Origin of the sequence: Enterobacter sp. CGMCC 5087 (assembly GCF_003144775.1) — a bacterium.
Lineage (GTDB): Bacteria > Pseudomonadota > Gammaproteobacteria > Enterobacterales > Enterobacteriaceae > Enterobacter > Enterobacter cloacae_M.
In genome coordinates this window covers 17,373-34,492 of record NZ_QFXN01000198.1, presented here as the reverse complement: position 1 = coordinate 34,492, position 17,120 = coordinate 17,373, and the positions used below count along the sequence as shown (strand labels likewise).

The window sequence follows — 17,120 nt, the reverse complement described above, 5'->3', positions numbered from 1 at the left end:
GCGGCAGCGCCAGCCCCAGCGCTTCCGCGACCACCTGCGAGGTGCCCGCCGTGCCGAGGAACTGACATCCGCCGCCCGGCGAGGCGCAGGCACGGCAGCCCAGCTCGGCGGCCTCCTGCAGGGAGAGTTCGTGGTTGGCAAAGCGCGCGCCAATGGTCTGCACCTTGCCCGCGTCTTCCCCCACGGTTGGCGGCAGCGTCGCCCCGCCCGGCACCAGAATGGTCGGCAGGTCGTGCATCGAGGCCAGGGCAATCATGGTGGCGGGCAGCCCTTTATCACAGGTGGCGACGCCAATCACCGCCCGGCGCGTCGGGAGGGAACGGATCAGGCGGCGAAACACGATCGCCGCGTCGTTGCGGTACGGCAGGGAGTCGAACATGCCATGCGTGCCCTGCGAGCGCCCGTCGCAGGGATCGCTGACGAAGGCCGCAAACGGGATCCCGCCGTTGCGGGCGATCTCCTTCGCCGCCGCCTGCATCTGCATGCCGATCTCCCAGTGCCCGGTGTGGTAGCCCAGCGCGACCGGGCGCCCGTCCCCGGCGCGGATGCCGCCCTGGGTGCCGATAATCAGCACCTCTTTGCCGGTCAGCCTGTTGGCGTCCCAGCCCATCCCGGCGTTCTGCGTCATGCCGAACAGGTTGCCGCTGGGGGATTCCATCAGCATCTGCGGGGTCAGCGGCAGCGCGCCCTGCGGCCCCGCTGCGTGGGTGATCACCGCATAAAACGCATCGTCCTGCGGGGTGAAAATGTTCTCGATGGTCATGGTTATCGTCCGGCTCAGCAGAGCTTGAGCTGTTGCAGCAGGGTTTTCAGCTGCGCCTTGCGCGGCTCGTCCAGCGGTGACGCGGGCGGCAGCACGTGCGTGGAGATCGGGCGGCCGCAGAGCACAATCGCCTCTTTAATGACGTTCACAAACGGCGTATCCAGCTGATACATCTGCGGTATTTGCAGTAAGGTCTGATGATACCCGGCCGCTTTCGCCACGTCTTTCTCCCGCCAGGCTTTCAGAAGATTCACCGACACCTGCGGGGCAAAGTTGCCGCTGGCCGAGATCGCCCCGTCGCCGCCGAGCAGCAGGGTATTAAACAGATGGTCATCGTAGCCGCAGAGCACGGTGAAGTGCGGATGGGCGGCTTTGACGGTGTGGATCATGCTGCGCAGGTGGGCCACGGAGTCAATGGTATCTTTAATGCCGACGATGTTGCTGCGCGAGTCGGCCAGGGTTTTGACCAGCGCCGGCGTCAGATCCTGCCCGGTCAGCGCCGGGAAGTTATAGAGCATCACCGGGAGCGCGACGCTGTCGGCCACCTGTTCGAAATAGCGGATCAGGTTCGCTTCCGACACTTTCCAGTAGTAAGGGTTAATCACCACGATGCCGTCCGCGCCCGCCTGCTGCGCGTGCTGGCTCAGTTCAATGGTTTCCCGGGCGTTGGTGCCACCGGTGCCGATCAGGACCGGCACGCGACGATCGACGTGCTCGATAGCAAAGCGGGCAATGACTTTACGCTCTTCGGCGCCGAGCTGGGAGAACTCACCGCCGCTGCCCAGGAAGAACAGACCGTCAACGCCTGCTTTGATGAGATCGTCGATCAGCGCGGCGGTGCCCATCTTATCGAGCTGGCCGTCGGCGGTAAAAATGGTGGAGACAGGGGGAATGATTCCCGTGAACAACGCGGACTTCGGCATGAGATCTCCTTGTTGAATCATTTTGTTCTACATTATAGAACGGTGTTCATTATTTTAACGATCATACTATGACGCAGAAAAAGCGCAGGTAAATGGGAAGGGAAGAGGGAGTGCGGGAAATTTAAGCTGGATCACATATTGCGTGGGTGCGGTCTGGTGCCCTCACCCCGGCCCTCTCCCACGGGGAGAGGGTTAGGGTGAGGGTGAGGGGGAAGGGTTACTCAACCAACATTTTAACAACCACTTTCCTGACCTTCGCAGGCGCGCCCACCGCGCACAGCGGCTTGTGCACCTCGCCCGGCCAGAACACCACAAAATCCCCTTCGCTAAGCACCACGGTTTTCTCCTGCTCGCCTTCCGGCAGGAATGCGATGTCTTTCTCGGCCAGCCAGTCGGTATCCGGCGTGCCGTGCGGCAGGGTGCTGAAGGTCATCCCCTCCTGCCCCTTCATCACGATCTGGATATCCAGATAGCGCGCGTGGTACTCGGCGCGGCGCTCGGCGAACGGCTGGGTCATGTCTTCAGAGACCAGATAAAAAAGGCTGTTGCCGTTGATGTCGTGTTTCCCGAGCGGCGTGGCGTCGGTGACGTGGGCTTTAACGTGCTCAATCGCCTGGCGCAACTCGTCAGGCAGCCAGGACTGCAGATGGTGGATGTTGCCGATAATCATGTGAAATTCCTCCATATAAAACAACGTTTCATTTTTATCTCTTATACGAGAGTTAAGGCTGCCATACCAGCGCTTTTTAGAGGGGTTTTGCGCGAACGCATGTTTATCGGGAATGGTGTTAATTTGCTGTTAAGCCCTCGCAGGCATTTATGCAGTCATTATGCATATCTTCAGCTCTTCGTTATCACGCCCTTGCGCTAACTCATTGATCGCCAGGCCTTAACAACAAAACTCGCTACCGCTTCACATTTTATCACTTTGATAATTTGCTATTAAATTCAATAAATATTTATTGATTTTCCTTAAGCCAAAAATAGTTAATTAGCAATAATGCATAGTCATTCCACAAAAACTATAAAAACAATTAAAATCAATACTTTAACAAAACATTTCAAAGCATTAAATTCTACAAAACACTAACAACTGAAAATAATGACAACGGATAGTGCTTAGCTATTCACCTCGCCAGAATAATCAATTAATCATTATCTGATGCGAATCATGCAAATGAAAACAAACCGCTTAATATCCATTTTCGCGTGAGCAATATCACAATACGGATTATTTAACCCCCTAGTATGAATCACGAAATCAATTGAGCTTAGCCGCCATGAAATTAAACACATCACATGGCGCATGCCCTTTTTATTCTGAAAAACAGTTAAAGGAATAATTATGGAAAAGCATTACGTCGGTTCTGAAATTGGTCAATTGCGTAGCGTTATGCTGCACCGTCCTAATTTAAGTCTGAAACGTTTAACGCCATCAAACTGTCAGGAGCTGCTTTTCGATGACGTGCTCTCGGTTGAGCGGGCGGGTGAGGAGCATGACATCTTCGCCAACACGCTGCGCGAGCAGGGTGTTGAAGTCCTGCTGTTGACCGACCTTCTGACACAAACCCTTGATATTGCAGAAGCGAAAGCCTGGCTGTTGGATACCCAAATCTCTGACTATCGCCTCGGCCCAACCTTTGCCGGCGACGTGCGCGGCTGGCTGGCGGATATGCCGCACCGGGAACTGGCGCGCAGACTGAGCGGCGGATTAACCTACGGCGAAATTCCGGCGGCCATTAAAAATATGGTAGTGGATACCCACACGGCGAATGATTTTATTATGAAGCCGCTGCCGAACCATTTATTTACTCGCGATACCTCGTGCTGGATTTATAACGGCGTCTCTATTAACCCAATGGCGAAACCGGCCCGTCAGCGTGAAACCAATAACCTGCGGGCAATATATCGCTGGCACCCGGCGTTTGCCGACGGCGATTTTATTAAGTATTTCGGCGACGAGAATATTAATTACGACCACGCCACGTTAGAAGGCGGCGACGTACTGGTGATTGGCCGCGGGGCGGTACTGATCGGCATGTCCGAGCGCACGACGCCGCAGGGCGTGGAGTTCCTCGCCAACAGCCTGTTCAAACACCGCCAGGCCGAGCGCGTGATCGCCGTTGAGCTGCCAAAACACCGCTCCTGCATGCACCTCGACACCGTAATGACCCACATCGACGTGGACACCTTCTCCGTTTACCCGGAAGTGGTGCGCAAGGACGCCCAGTGCTGGACGCTCACCCCGGACGGACGCGGCGGCCTGCTGCGCACCCAGGAAACCGACCTGCTGCACGCCATCGAGAAAGCGCTCGGCATTAGCCAGGTGCGCCTGATCACCACCGGCGGCGACGCCTTTGAAGCCGAACGCGAGCAGTGGAACGACGCCAACAACGTGCTGACCATCCGCCCGGGCGTGGTGATCGGCTACGAGCGCAACGTCTGGACCAACGAGAAGTACGACAAAGCGGGCATCACCGTGCTGCCCATCCCTGGCGACGAGCTCGGACGCGGCCGCGGCGGCGCGCGCTGCATGAGCTGCCCGCTGGAACGCGACGGAATTTAAAGGAGCCATCATGGAACGAAAACCCACTCTGGTTGTGGCCCTGGGCGGCAACGCGCTGCTCAAGCGCGGCGAGCCGCTGGAAGCGGAGATCCAGCGCCAGAACATCGAGCAGGCCGCGCGCACCATCGCCGGGCTGACGGAGCAGTGGCGCGTGGTGCTGGTGCACGGCAACGGGCCGCAGGTCGGGCTGCTGGCGCTGCAGAACAGCGCCTACGACAAAGTGACGCCCTACCCGCTGGACGTTCTCGGCGCCGAAAGCCAGGGAATGATCGGCTACATGCTCCAGCAGGCGCTGAAAAACAATCTGCCGCAGCGCGAGGTGAGCGTCCTGCTCACGCAGGTGGAAGTGGACGCTGCCGACCCGGCCTTCAGCAACCCGACCAAATACATCGGCCCGGTGTACAGCGAAGCCCAGGCAAAAATGCTGGCCGCGGAAAAAGGCTGGGTGTTCAAGGCCGACGGGAGCTACGTCCGCCGCGTGGTGCCGTCTCCGCAGCCGAAGCGCATCGTCGAGAGCGACGCCATCACGGCGCTGATCCAGCGCGACCATCTGGTGATCTGCAACGGCGGCGGCGGCGTACCGGTGGTGGAACACGCTAACGGCTATCGCGGCATTGAGGCGGTGATCGACAAAGACCTCTCCGCCGCCCTGCTGGCGCGCCAGATCGAGGCCGATGCCCTGCTGATCCTCACCGATGCCGACGCGGTGTATCTCGACTGGGGCAAACCGACCCAGCGTCCGCTGGCGCAGGTGACGCCGGAACTGCTCAGGGGCATGCAGTTCGACGCCGGATCGATGGGGCCGAAGGTGGCCGCCTGCCGCGAGTTCGTTGAAGCCTGCAATGGGATAGCCGGGATCGGCGCGCTGGCCGACGGCGCGGAGATCCTCGCGGGCGAGAAAGGCACGTTGATTCGTAACTGAGTCGTTTTCCCCTCACCCTAACCCTCTCCCTAAGGGAGAGGGGACGATTACACCCTCTCCCCGTGGGAGAGGGCCGGGGTGAGGGCATCAAACAGCAAATTTTAAAAAGGATTTACCCATGACCATCAATCTGAAAAACCGCAACTTCCTGAAACTGCTGGACTACACCCCGGCGGAGATCCAGTACCTGATCGACCTCGCCATCGAGCTGAAGGCCGCCAAAAAAGCCGGACGTGAAAAGCAAACCCTGGTCGGGAAAAACATCGCCCTGATCTTTGAAAAAACCTCCACCCGCACCCGCTGCGCCTTCGAAGTGGGCGCGTTCGACCAGGGCGCGCAGGTGACCTACCTCGGCCCAAGCGGCTCGCAGATCGGCCATAAAGAGTCGATGAAAGACACCGCCCGCGTGCTGGGCCGCATGTATGACGGCATCGAATACCGCGGCTACGGCCAGGCCATCGTTGAGGAGCTGGGCGAGTACGCGGGCGTGCCGGTGTGGAACGGCCTGACCGACGAGTTCCATCCAACGCAGATCCTCGCCGACCTGATGACCATGCTGGAGCACGCGCCGGGCAAAACCCTGCCGGAGCTGAGCTTTGCCTATCTCGGCGACGCGCGCAACAACATGGGCAATTCCCTGATGGTAGGCGCGGCCAAGATGGGGATGGATATCCGCCTCGTCGCGCCGAAATCCTTCTGGCCGGAAGCCGGGCTGGTTGAGCAGTGCCGCGCCATCGCCAAAGAGACGGGCGCGCGCATCACCCTCACCGACGACGTGGAAGAAGGGGTGCGGGGGACCGATTTCCTCTACACCGATGTGTGGGTCTCCATGGGCGAGCCGAAGGAAGCCTGGGCCGAGCGCGTCAGCCTGATGAAGCCGTATCAAATCAACGCGGACGTGATGAAGGCCACCGGCAACCCGAACGTCAAGTTTATGCACTGCCTGCCGGCGTTCCACAACGAACACACCAAAGTGGGCCGCGAGATCGAGATGGCGTACGGCCTGAAGGGGCTGGAGGTGACGGAAGAGGTCTTCGAATCACCGAACTCCATCGTCTTCGACGAAGCAGAGAACCGCATGCACACCATTAAAGCGGTCATGGTGGCGACACTCGGCGACTAATCACCGCCCGGCGCGCCAAGGGGTGCGCCGGGTTTAAGGAGCACATCATGGGCAAGTTTAAGTTTCCCTCCGCTTACACCATTCTCTTTTTTCTGATTGCCGTGGTTGCCGTGCTGACGTGGATTGTTCCGGCCGGGCAGTACCATATGGCGATGAACGAGGCGCTTGGTAAAGAAGTGCCGGTTGCTGGCACCTACGCACACGTGGCGGCGCACCCGCAGGGGCTGGTTTCCGTCCTGATGGCGCCGATTGCCGGGCTGTACGATCCGGAGTCCGGCCAGGCCGGGGCGATCGACGTGGCGCTGTTTATTCTGATCATCGGGGGCTTTCTCGGGATCGTCACCAAAACCGGCGCGATTGACGCCGGGATCGAGCGCGTCACCACCCGGTTGCGCGGGCGCGAGGAGTGGATGATCCCCATCCTGATGGCGCTGTTTGCCGCAGGCGGCACGATTTACGGCATGGCCGAAGAATCGCTGCCGTTCTACACCCTGCTGGTGCCGGTGATGCTGGCCGCCCGGTTCGATCCGGTTGTCGCCGCCTCTACCGTGCTGCTCGGGGCGGGGATCGGCACGCTCGGCTCTACCATTAACCCGTTTGCCACGGTGATCGCCGCCAACGCAGCCGGGATCCCCTTCACTAACGGCATCGCCCTGCGCGTGGCGCTGCTGGTCATCGGCTGGATCATCTGCGTGGCGTGGGTGATGCGTTACGCCCGTAAGGTGCGCCAGGATCCGTCGCTGTCGATCGTTGCGGATAAGCAGGAAGAGAACCGCGCCCATTTTCTCGGCGACAAGGGCGAACAGTCGCTGGAATTCACCCCGGTGCGCAAAATCATCCTGGTGATTTTCGCCCTCGCCTTCGCGGTGATGATCTACGGCGTGGCGGTGCTGGGCTGGTGGATGGCAGAGATCTCGGCGGTGTTTCTCGCCAGCGCGATCATCGTCGGCCTGATTGCCCGCATGAGCGAAGAGGAGCTGACGTCGACGTTTATCAACGGCGCGCGAGATTTGCTGGGCGTCGCGCTGATTATCGGCATCGCGCGCGGTATCGTAGTCATCATGGATAAGGGCATGATTACCCACACCATTTTGCACAGCGCGGAAGGGCTGGTCAGCGGGTTGTCCACGGTAGCGTTTATCAACGTGATGTACTGGCTGGAGGTCGTGCTGTCGTTTCTTGTGCCTTCTTCATCCGGCCTGGCCGTTCTGACGATGCCGATCATGGCGCCGCTTGCCGATTTCGCTAACGTCAACCGCGACCTGGTGGTGACGGCTTACCAGTCGGCCTCCGGTATCGTTAACCTCGTCACGCCCACTTCTGCCGTCGTGATGGGCGGGCTGGCTATCGCCCGCGTGCCCTACGTGCGTTATCTGAAATGGGTGGCGCCGCTGCTGGGCATTTTAACGGTGGTGATTATGGTGGCGTTAAGTCTGGGTGCCTTGTTGTGATTTGCCGGATGGCGCTGCGCTTATCCGGCCTACGGATCGGTGCGGTGCCACCGGTTATTTCAGGAACTGATATGGGAACTATGATGGATTACGAAGAGTACTCTCCCAAAGAGCAACTACAGCTGACGGTCTGCCAGCGCCTGATCGCAGAAAAGAGCTATCTTTCTCAGGAGGAGATCCGCCGGGATTTGCAGGAGCGTGGTTTTGAGACCATCAGCCAGTCCACCGTTTCACGTCTGCTTAAATTGCTCGGCGTCATAAAAATTCGAAATGCCAAAGGGCTAAAGATTTATTCGCTGAATCCCCAGCTGCGCCCTGCCCCCGACGCCGCGCGTACCGTGTCCGAAATGGTGGTCAGCGTCGAGCACAATAGCGAGTTTATCCTTGTTCATACCGTCGCCGGATATGGCCGCGCGGTGGCGCGTATTCTGGATTATCACCAGCTACCGGAAATTTTAGGCGTGGTGGCCGGCAGCAGTATCGTCTGGGTCGCTCCCCGGGTCGTGAAGCGCACCGCACTGGTGCATAAGCAAATTAATTATTTACTCAGAACGCATTAATATTCATAAAGAACCGTTTGCATTGAGTAAAGCGTGCATTAAATCGCTTGATCCGAAAAGCGAGCTGCGTATAATGCCCGACAATTTGCCGGGAGGAAGCATGGTCAAGCGTGTACGACATAACGTCTTACCGCGTCTGAAATCAGACGCTGGCCTGCCGTTTTTCTTCCCGTTGCTAAACCTATTCCCAGAGCCCCTCATTTGAGGGGCTTTTTTTTGCCCGGCGTCAGGAGATAAACATGAATCCGCTTTATCAAAAACACATCATTTCCATAAACGACCTCAGCCGCGAAGAGCTGGAACTGGTTCTGGAAACCGCGGCAAAACTGAAGGCTAATCCGCAACCGGAGCTGCTGAAGCACAAGGTGATTGCGAGCTGCTTCTTCGAAGCCTCGACCCGCACCCGCCTCTCCTTTGAAACCTCCATGCACCGCCTGGGCGCGAGCGTGGTGGGCTTCTCGGACAGCAGCAACACGTCGCTGGGTAAAAAAGGCGAAACCCTGGCGGATACCATTTCAGTGATTAGCACCTACGTCGACGCGATTGTGATGCGTCACCCGCAGGAGGGCGCGGCGCGCCTGGCGACCGAGTTTTCCGGCGGCATTCCGGTGCTGAACGCCGGTGACGGTGCCAACCAGCACCCGACGCAGACCCTGCTGGATCTGTTCACCATTCAGGAGACGCAGGGCAAGCTCGAGAACCTGAATATCGCCATGGTCGGCGACCTGAAGTATGGCCGTACCGTCCACTCCCTGACCCAGGCGCTGGCGAAATTTAACGGTAACCGCTTCTTCTTCATCGCGCCGGACGCGCTGGCGATGCCGCAGTACATTCTCGACATGCTGGACGAAAAAGGCATTCAGTGGAGCCTGCACGCCAGCATCGAAGAGGTGATGAGCCACGTGGATATTCTCTACATGACCCGCGTGCAGAAAGAGCGTCTGGATCCGTCCGAATACGCCAACGTGAAGGCACAGTTCGTGCTGCGCGCTAGCGACCTCGAGGGCGCACGCGACAACATGAAGGTCCTGCATCCGCTGCCGCGCATCGATGAGATCACCACAGACGTGGACAAAACGCCGCACGCCTGGTACTTCCAGCAGGCAGGAAACGGCATCTTCGCCCGCCAGGCGTTACTGGCACTGGTTCTGAATCGCGAATTAGCTCTGTAAGGGGAGACGACCATGACGCACGATAACAAACTCCAGGTTGAAGCCATCAAGCGTGGCACCGTGATTGACCACATCCCTGCGCAGGTGGGCTTTAAGCTGCTGACGCTGTTCAAACTGACCGAAACGGACCAGCGCATCACCATCGGCCTGAACCTGCCGTCCGGCGAGATGGGCCGCAAGGACCTGATTAAAATCGAGAACACGTTCCTGACCGACGAGCAGGTCAACCAGCTGTCGCTGTACGCGCCGGACGCCACCGTCAACCACATCGACGAGTATGAAGTGGTCGGCAAATCCCGCCCGAGCCTGCCGGATCGCATCGAAAGCGTACTGGTCTGCCCGAACAGCAACTGCATCAGTCACGCTGAGCCGGTTTCTTCCAGCTTTGCAGTGAAAAAACGCGCCGATGACATCGCGCTCAAATGCAAATACTGCGAAAAAGAGTTTTCTCATTATGTGGTGCTGGCCAACTAATTGAGGTTGGTAATGAAATCCCGGCTGTTATAATGGCCGGGAACATTCTTAACGCTGTCATTCTGGAGAAAACATGAGCAAAGTACTCGCGACGGAAAATGCACCCGCGGCTATCGGCCCTTACGTTCAGGGCGTTGATCTGGGTAGCATGATCATCACTTCCGGGCAGATCCCGGTGAACCCAAAAACCGGCGCGGTGCCGGAAGACGTCGCAGCACAGGCGCGTCAGTCGCTGGAAAACGTGCAGGCTATCGTTGAATCTGCCGGTCTGAAAGTGGGCGATATCGTGAAAACCACCGTTTTCGTGAAAGATCTGAACGATTTCGCGACCGTTAACGCCACTTACGAAGCGTTCTTCACAGAGCACAACGCCACCTTCCCGGCGCGCTCCTGCGTGGAAGTGGCCCGTCTGCCAAAAGACGTGAAAATTGAAATCGAAGCGATTGCGGTACGTCGCTAATTCGTTTTGGCGATAAAAAAGGCAGCCCGGGCTGCCTTTTTTGTTGCTTGCTACTGATTCCTCGTCGCCCTGAGCAGCGTCTCCAGCGGATAGACCGCCGCAATCACCACCTCGTCCTGAACCTTCGCCGCGTTATCCAGCTCGCTCTGAATCGAGGCTATCTCTTTATCATCCAGCGTGCCCTGGCGCGCCACCAGATCCGTCAGCCTCAGGCCAATGGAGGCCAGCTTATCCACTTCCTGAATCACCGGCTTCATCGCCTTCAGCTGATAGCTGTTTTCGCTTAACGCCAGCGCGTCGCTGGTGTTGCTCTGCCAGCGGTTAAAGACGTGGCGCAGCGCGTCGGCGCTTTCCGCGTCTTCCGCATCGCTCACCAGGCGGTCCGCCCATTTTTTCATCTGGCGCACGGTGGCGCTTTCGGCGTTCAGCGCATCGGCGAAGCGGTTGAGCGGTTCGAACTGATGATAATTTCCCGCCTGGAACTTCAGGTGCTGGCGGGTGTAATACTGCGCGGGCTCTACCGCCTGAGCGAGGATCTGCAGCGGCAGCGTGTCGGCATTACCGGCAAGGCGCGTGAACTGCACCTGCTGCTGGGTATGCTGCTGCAGCCCGACCGACACCGTCGACCAGCTGTCCATCGCCTGCAGGCGAGTGTACATGTTATCGACGTCGTTGACGTCCTGCGCGGACCACAGCCTCTCCGCCACCGCGAAGGTGCGCGGCCACAGGCGGATATCCAGCACCGGCGCCGCCACGTTTTCCGCCCACAGCGCGGCTTCCCCGCCGAGCAGGTTGGCCTGATTCGCCACGTCCGGCACGACGGGCGGAATGCCTTTCGGCACCGCGTCCAGACGCGTGCCGCTGATTGGGTAACGCGTATTCCCCACCAGGAAATAGCCGGTGAGCTTGTCGTTATCGACGGAGACCACCGGGCGCGTCTCGCCCATCCACGTATCGACGGTGAAGGTCACCTGGCTGTCGTCACGCCATTCAATATCCTGCACCGCGCGGCGGGATTTCCCGGCAAAATCAATAAACCCGCGCCAGCCTGCATCCCCTTTCACCAGCGTGAAGCTCCCCTCCACCGGCTTGCCCTTCAGGCGCGGCATGGAGAAGGCCCAGCTCTGGACGCTGTCGGTGTCTGCAATCACATCCACGCCGTTCAGTCCCTGCGGGACAATTTCGTTGCGGTAGTGATAGGCGGTGGACTGGGGCTGGTCGAGATAAAAGCCGGTCGACAGAATGCCCTTGTAGCCGTTCTGCGCCACCTGTCCCAGCGCGTCCTGGCCCTGCCAGGACTGGATCAGAATGCTTTTCGGCAGGTCGGGATGGTAGATCTCGTCCCAGCCGACCATCTGACGGTGATGCTTCTCAAGGATCGTTTCCAGCTTGCGGTTGAAATACGCCTGCAGCGCGTGGCTGTCCGCCAGCCTGTTGTCGCGCATGAAATTCTGGATCGCGGCGTTCGCTTTCCACTGGCTGTCGTCCACCTCGTCACCGCCGATATGCAGATACGGATCGGGGAAGATCGCCGCCAGTTCGCTGACCATCGCGTCGGCAAAAGCGTAAGTTGCGTCTTTGGTGGGATCCAGCACCGGCTTCAGCACGCCCCAGTGGCGCTCTATGGCGTACGGCCCCGGGGCGCTCATCAGCTCCGGATAGGCCACGGCAATCGCCGAGGCGTGGCCCGGCATGTCGATCTCCGGCACCACGCGGATACCGCGCTCGGCGGCGTAACGCACCACTTCGCGCATCTGTTCAGGCGTGTAGTACAGCCCGTCGCTGGCAAGCTGCGTCAGCTTAGGGTAGCGCTTCGAGCTGAAGCGCCAGCCCTGGTCATCGGTCAGGTGCCAGTGCAGGACGTTGAGCTTCGCCGCGGCCATGCCGTCGATCTGGCGCTTGATATCCGGCAGCGGAATAAAGTGACGAGCCGAGTCGAGCAGCAGCCCGCGCCACGGGAAGCGCGGCGAATCTTCAATGGTGACCCACGGCAGCGAGGTGTTTTCCGCCCCGTTCTGCATCAGCTGGAGCAGCGTTTCCATGGCGCGCAGCGCGCCGAAGCGGGTGTTGGCGGAGATATCGACGCCGCTGGCGTCCACCGTCAGCCTGTAGCTTTCATCGCTGTCCGGCAGAGGCTGCGGCTTCACCTTTTTGGCAATCGCGATGCGGATGGTCGGTTTATCTGGTTTTTGAGCCTGCGGCTGCAGCGTCCAGCCGGTTTGCAGGGCCATGCGCTGGCGCAGGCGGCTGACGGCATCACCGAGATCGTCCCCGCTGACGCTAATGGATACGTTGTTGCTGAGCACCAGCGCGCCCTGGGTCGTCGGGCGTTCGACCTTGGCAGGCCAGGGCATCAAAGGGAGATCGCCTGCCGGGGCAGCAAACGCAGAGGCGCCGAGCATCAGCCCGGCGGTTAAGAGACTGTACCGTAACATGAATGTTCCTTATCTGACGGGCCAAATAAAGGCAAAACATTCTGTTAACATGCGCTCAATTTGTCGTCAAGCGAATGCGCCGACGGAGATCACAGGTTGTTGAATTTTTGAGGAAAGCTATTGCCCGGTGGCGCTGCCGTTACTGCCATCCATACCGACGCGCATAGAATCCTTTCACCATCTGCGTCAGCACCATATAGCCCGCGAGGATAGCCACCAGCCACGGGAAGTAGCCCAGCGGCAGCGCCTGAAGCTGCAGGTAGCCTGCCAGCGGCGAGAACGGCAGCGCGATGCCGAGCGCCATCACAATCCCCGTCATCACAATCAGCGGCCACGCGGCGCGGCTCTGGATAAACGGAATGCGGCGGGTGCGGATCATATGCACAATCAGCGTCTGCGACAGCAGGCCTACCACGAACCAGCCGGACTGGAACAGCGTCTGGTGTTCCGGGGTGTTGGCGTGGAACACAAACCACATCAGGCAGAAGGTCAGGATATCGAAGATGGAGCTGATCGGCCCAAAGAACAGCATAAAGCGCCCGAGATCCGCCGGGTTCCAGTGCTGCGGCTTCTGGATCTGCTCGTCGTCGACGTTATCAAACGGGATCGCTACCTGAGACACGTCGTACATCAGGTTCTGGATCAGCAGGTGCAGCGGCAGCATCGGCAGGAACGGCAGAAACGCGCTCGCCACCAGCACGCTGAAGACGTTACCGAAGTTGGAGCTGGCGGTCATTTTGATGTACTTGAGCATGTTGGCAAAGGTACGGCGACCTTCGATCACGCCCTCCTCCAGCACCATCAGGCTTTTTTCCAGCAGAATGATATCCGCCGCTTCGCGGGCGATATCCACCGCGCCATCGACGGAGATACCGATGTCCGCCGCACGCAGCGCGGGCGCGTCGTTGATGCCGTCTCCCATAAAGCCCACCACGTGTCCTTCGCGCTTAAGCAGGGTGACGATGCGCTCTTTGTGCATCGGCGTCAGTCGGGCAAACAGCGTGGTACGCTGGGCAAGCTTCGCCAGCTCGTCGTCGGACAGGTGCTCAATATCGCTCCCCACCACCACGTCGCCCGCATCCAGCCCCACTTCATGGCACACTTTGGCCGCCACCAGCTCGCTGTCGCCGGTGAGAATTTTGACGGTAATACCGCTCGCCTTCAGCGCCTTCAGCGCCGGCGCGGTGGTCTCTTTCGGCGGATCGAGGAAGGCGATGTAGCCCTCGAGGATCAGATCGGATTCGTCGATACGCTGATAGTCCCCCTCGCGCGTGGGCAGGAACTTGCTCGCGACCGCCACCACGCGCAGCCCCTGACGGTTCAGGTTGTCGGTGACGCGCTTGATGCGGCGCAGCATGGTGTCGTCCAGCGGCACGATGTCGCCGTTATAGCGAACCTGCGTCGACACGTTGAGGATCTCCTGCAGCGCCCCTTTGCAGATCAGCTGGTGCACGTCCGTCTGCTCGCTCACCACCACCGACATGCGGCGGCGCTCGAAGTCGAACGGGATCTCATCCACCTTCTGCCAGCGGCCGGAGAGCGTGCGGGCGGATTCCTCGTCCACCCCTTCCAGCACCGCGACGTCGAGCAGGTTTTTCAGCCCGGTCTGGTAATGGCTGTTCAGCCACGCGCTGTGCAGGACGCGCTCGCTGGTTTTGCCGGAGATATCGGTGTGGTTCTCCAGCACGATTTTGTCCTGCGTCAGGGTGCCGGTTTTATCGGTGCAGAGGATGTCCATCGCGCCAAAGTTCTGGATGGCGTCGAGATGTTTGACGATCACTTTCTGTTTAGAGAGCTTCACCGCTCCGCGCGCCAGCGTGGAGGTGACGATCATCGGCAGCATTTCCGGCGTCAGGCCGACGGCCACGGAGAGCGCGAACAGCGCCGCTTCCCACCAGTCGCCTTTGGTGTAGCCGTTGATCAGCAGCACGATCGGCGTCATCACCATCATAAAGCGGATCAGCAGCATGCTGACGCGGCCAATCCCTTTCTGGAAGGCGTTTGGCTCGCTCTCCTGCTCGCTGACGCGCCCGGCAAGCTGTCCAAACCAGGTGTTGCCCCCGGTGGCGGTGACAATCGCCTGCGCGGTGCCGCTGACCACCGTGGTGCCCATAAAGCACAGGGTGTCACACTCGAGCGGGTTCATCTGCTGCGGGTCGCGGCTGCGCGCTACCTTTTCAACGGGCAAGGATTCCCCGGTCAGCGAGGCCTGCGCCACGAACAAATCGCGCGCCTGGATGATGCGTAAATCCGCCGGGATCATGTCCCCCGCGGCCAGCTTCACCAGATCGCCCGGCACCAGCTGGTCGATAGGCAGCTCCACCCAGGCGTTTTCGCCGAGATCGTTAATCACGCGCGAGACGGTCGCGGTGTTGCTGACCATCGCCTTCAGGGCGTCCGCCGCTTTGGTGGAGCGGGCCTCCTGAATAAAGTTCAGCAGCGTGGAGATACCCACCATCAGGGCAATCACCCCTGCGGCAAACAGATCTTCCGTCGCGTAGGAGATGAGGCCGAGCACGGTCAGCAGCAGGTTGAACGGGTTGCGGTAGCAGAGCCACAGGTGCACCCACCACGGAGAAGGCTTTTGCGCCGGGATCTGGTTATCGCCGTGCACGGCGCGGATTTTTTCCACTTCAGCCGCGTTTAGCCCTTCCGGGTGTCCGCCGAACGCGCGCCAGACTTCGTTTTCATCCATCGCCGCCACGTTCAGGCAGCGTTCGGTCAGGGACGCGGGGATCGCCGCCCCCGCCATGTTTTTGGCGTTTGGCAGCGGGTCGCGCTGAACAAGGCGGTGTGGCAGGTGGCGGCTCAGCAGGGCCTGCAGCTGCCGGGTGATATTTTTAAACATAGTCATTCCTCCGCATCCGCGAATGCGGACGCAGCAATTCCTTCAGGCGTGGCAAGGCCGTACCTGAGAGGCACTCAATTTTTCAAGCAGGAACGTTTAAGACGTTGCTGCCTCACGCCGGTGAGACAGCAAAAGCTGGCTTACCGGAAAGAACGCATTCTCCCGTTCAGGAGAGGTGTGGGATCGGGATCCATGAAGCCTCCGGTAAGTAAAAAGTAGGGTGTCGCCGCGCAGTACAGGGATTTAGGCATACCCTTTATGACGATTCGGGCGGTATTATACCCCCCTGCAAATAAACCGAACGTAAACCAGACTTTGCCCATAGCGAAATCGCGCTATAGCATTAGGCTCAATTCACTACATCGTCGTTGTTACAGGGAATACAGCATGCAGAACCGCCTTACGATTAAAGACATCGCGCGTTTAAGCGGCGTGGGGAAATCGACCGTCTCACGCGTGCTGAACAACGAAAGCGGCGTCAGCGAACGCACCCGCGAGCGCGTTGAGGCGGTCATGAATCAGCACGGTTTTTCCCCTTCCCGCTCCGCGCGCGCCATGCGCGGGCAGAGTGACAAAGTCGTCGCCATCATTGTCTCGCGTCTGGACTCTCTGTCGGAAAATCTCGCCGTGCAGACCATGCTGCCCGCCTTCTACGAGCAGGGGTATGATCCGATCATGATGGAGAGCCAGTTCTCTGTGCAGCTGGTTGAAGAGCATCTGGGGATGCTCCAGCGGCGCAACATTGACGGCGTGGTGCTGTTCGGTTTTACCGGCATTAAGGACGAGATGCTAAAACCATGGCAGCCTTCGCTGGTGCTGCTGGCGCGCGATGCCCACGGTTTTGCCTCCGTCTGCTATGACGACGAGGGCGCGATTATCACCCTGATGCAGCGCCTGTTTGACGAAGGCCATCGCCACATCAGCTTCCTCGGCGTCCCGCACGCGGACGTCACCACCGGCAAGCGCCGTCATGAGGCCTACCTGGCTTTTTGCAAAAAGCACAATCTCTCCGCCGTTGCCTCCCTGCCGGGGCTGGGCATGAAGCAGGGCTACGAGCAGGCCGCCAGCGTTCTGACGCCGCAGACCACCGCGCTGGTGTGCGCCACGGATACCCTGGCGCTGGGTGCGAGCAAATATCTGCAGGAGCAGCGCATCGATAACCTGCAGGTGGCGAGCGTCGGCAGCACGCCGCTGATGAAGTTCCTGCACCCGGAGATCATCACCGTCGATCCGGGCTACGCCGAGTCCGGCAGACAGGCCGCCGCGCAGCTGATCGAGCAGATAAACGGGCGTTCAGAGCCCCGTCAGATCGTCATTCCCGCTCACCTTTCGTAACCCCTCTAAAACAGATTATTGTGATCTTCGCCTGATTTCGGGAACGTTCCCATTTTCGCCGTCACGCTGAAGGAGTAGGCTTGCGCTC

General features: G+C 59.5%; 14 protein-coding genes and 2 pseudogenes. 10 read left to right on the top strand and 6 right to left on the bottom strand.

All coding sequences use genetic code 11. From position 1 onward, the window contains the following. The 3 genes and pseudogenes from yagF to DEO48_RS16350 all read right to left on the bottom strand — a co-directional run. Positions 1-763, bottom strand: a pseudogene (gene yagF / locus DEO48_RS16360) (xylonate dehydratase YagF); the annotation flags it as partial. A 14-nt stretch (positions 764-777) separates the two neighbouring features. Beyond that, positions 778-1,686 carry a 2-keto-3-deoxygluconate aldolase gene (gene yagE, locus DEO48_RS16355; protein WP_109845739.1) on the bottom strand — a complete coding sequence of 303 codons (909 nt, stop codon included), beginning with the start codon at positions 1,684-1,686 and terminating at the stop codon, positions 778-780. Positions 1,687-1,903: 217 nt separating this feature from the next. After that, positions 1,904-2,356: a YhcH/YjgK/YiaL family protein gene (locus DEO48_RS16350; protein WP_109845738.1), complete on the bottom strand. Its 453-nt coding sequence runs from the start codon at positions 2,354-2,356 to the stop codon at positions 1,904-1,906. 675 nt (positions 2,357-3,031) lie between these two features. Here DEO48_RS16350 and arcA point away from each other — a divergent pair. The 5 genes from arcA to DEO48_RS16320 all read left to right on the top strand — a co-directional run bounded on the left by arcA (position 3,032) and on the right by DEO48_RS16320 (position 8,308). Next, positions 3,032-4,252, top strand: a complete 1,221-nt coding sequence (gene arcA / locus DEO48_RS16340; protein ID WP_042717403.1) for an arginine deiminase — start codon at positions 3,032-3,034, stop codon at positions 4,250-4,252. Between the two features lie 10 nt (positions 4,253-4,262). Then, positions 4,263-5,174 carry a carbamate kinase gene (gene arcC, locus DEO48_RS16335; protein ID WP_109845736.1) on the top strand — a complete coding sequence of 304 codons (912 nt, stop codon included), beginning with the start codon at positions 4,263-4,265 and terminating at the stop codon, positions 5,172-5,174. A 118-nt stretch (positions 5,175-5,292) separates the two neighbouring features. Next, positions 5,293-6,297: an ornithine carbamoyltransferase gene (gene argF, locus DEO48_RS16330; protein WP_023310201.1), complete on the top strand. Its 1,005-nt coding sequence runs from the start codon at positions 5,293-5,295 to the stop codon at positions 6,295-6,297. Between the two features lie 47 nt (positions 6,298-6,344). Next, a complete protein-coding gene (locus DEO48_RS16325) occupies positions 6,345-7,748 on the top strand; it encodes a YfcC family protein (RefSeq protein WP_109845735.1) in 1,404 nt (467 codons plus the stop codon). A gap of 80 nt (positions 7,749-7,828) precedes the next feature. Continuing rightward, the gene (locus tag DEO48_RS16320; RefSeq protein WP_029739272.1) at positions 7,829-8,308 is read left to right on the top strand and encodes an arginine repressor; all 480 of its coding nucleotides are present in this window, start codon (positions 7,829-7,831) and stop codon (positions 8,306-8,308) included. Positions 8,309-8,311: 3 nt separating this feature from the next. On the opposite strand, the pseudogene DEO48_RS16315 reads toward DEO48_RS16320, so the two are convergent. After that, positions 8,312-8,429, bottom strand: a pseudogene (locus tag DEO48_RS16315) (hypothetical protein). Here DEO48_RS16315 and DEO48_RS16310 point away from each other — a divergent pair. The 4 genes from DEO48_RS16310 (at position 8,409) to ridA (ending at position 10,414) form a co-directional block, all read left to right on the top strand. Then, positions 8,409-8,513 carry a pyrBI operon leader peptide gene (locus DEO48_RS16310; protein WP_022646880.1) on the top strand — a complete coding sequence of 35 codons (105 nt, stop codon included), beginning with the start codon at positions 8,409-8,411 and terminating at the stop codon, positions 8,511-8,513. The pseudogene DEO48_RS16315 and the gene DEO48_RS16310 overlap by 21 nt on opposite strands. 34 nt (positions 8,514-8,547) lie before the next feature. Further along, on the top strand, positions 8,548-9,480 hold the full coding sequence (gene pyrB, locus DEO48_RS16305; RefSeq protein ID WP_023310198.1) for an aspartate carbamoyltransferase: 933 nt from the start codon (positions 8,548-8,550) through the stop codon (positions 9,478-9,480). 12 nt (positions 9,481-9,492) lie between these two features. Further along, the gene (pyrI, locus tag DEO48_RS16300; protein WP_109845734.1) at positions 9,493-9,954 is read left to right on the top strand and encodes an aspartate carbamoyltransferase regulatory subunit; all 462 of its coding nucleotides are present in this window, start codon (positions 9,493-9,495) and stop codon (positions 9,952-9,954) included. 73 nt (positions 9,955-10,027) lie between these two features. After that, a complete protein-coding gene (ridA, locus tag DEO48_RS16295) occupies positions 10,028-10,414 on the top strand; it encodes a 2-iminobutanoate/2-iminopropanoate deaminase (protein WP_008501391.1) in 387 nt (128 codons plus the stop codon). A gap of 50 nt (positions 10,415-10,464) precedes the next feature. Here the strand turns inward: ridA and DEO48_RS16290 are convergent, their stop codons facing one another. Further along, positions 10,465-12,849: a beta-N-acetylhexosaminidase gene (locus tag DEO48_RS16290; RefSeq protein WP_109845733.1), complete on the bottom strand. Its 2,385-nt coding sequence runs from the start codon at positions 12,847-12,849 to the stop codon at positions 10,465-10,467. A gap of 139 nt (positions 12,850-12,988) precedes the next feature. Further along, positions 12,989-15,697, bottom strand: a complete 2,709-nt coding sequence (mgtA, locus tag DEO48_RS16285; protein ID WP_109845732.1) for a magnesium-translocating P-type ATPase — start codon at positions 15,695-15,697, stop codon at positions 12,989-12,991. Between the two features lie 387 nt (positions 15,698-16,084). Between mgtA and treR the strand changes: the two genes are divergently transcribed. After that, the gene (treR, locus tag DEO48_RS16280) at positions 16,085-17,032 is read left to right on the top strand and encodes a trehalose operon repressor TreR (RefSeq protein WP_047174646.1); all 948 of its coding nucleotides are present in this window, start codon (positions 16,085-16,087) and stop codon (positions 17,030-17,032) included. Positions 17,033-17,120 lie beyond the last annotated feature (88 nt).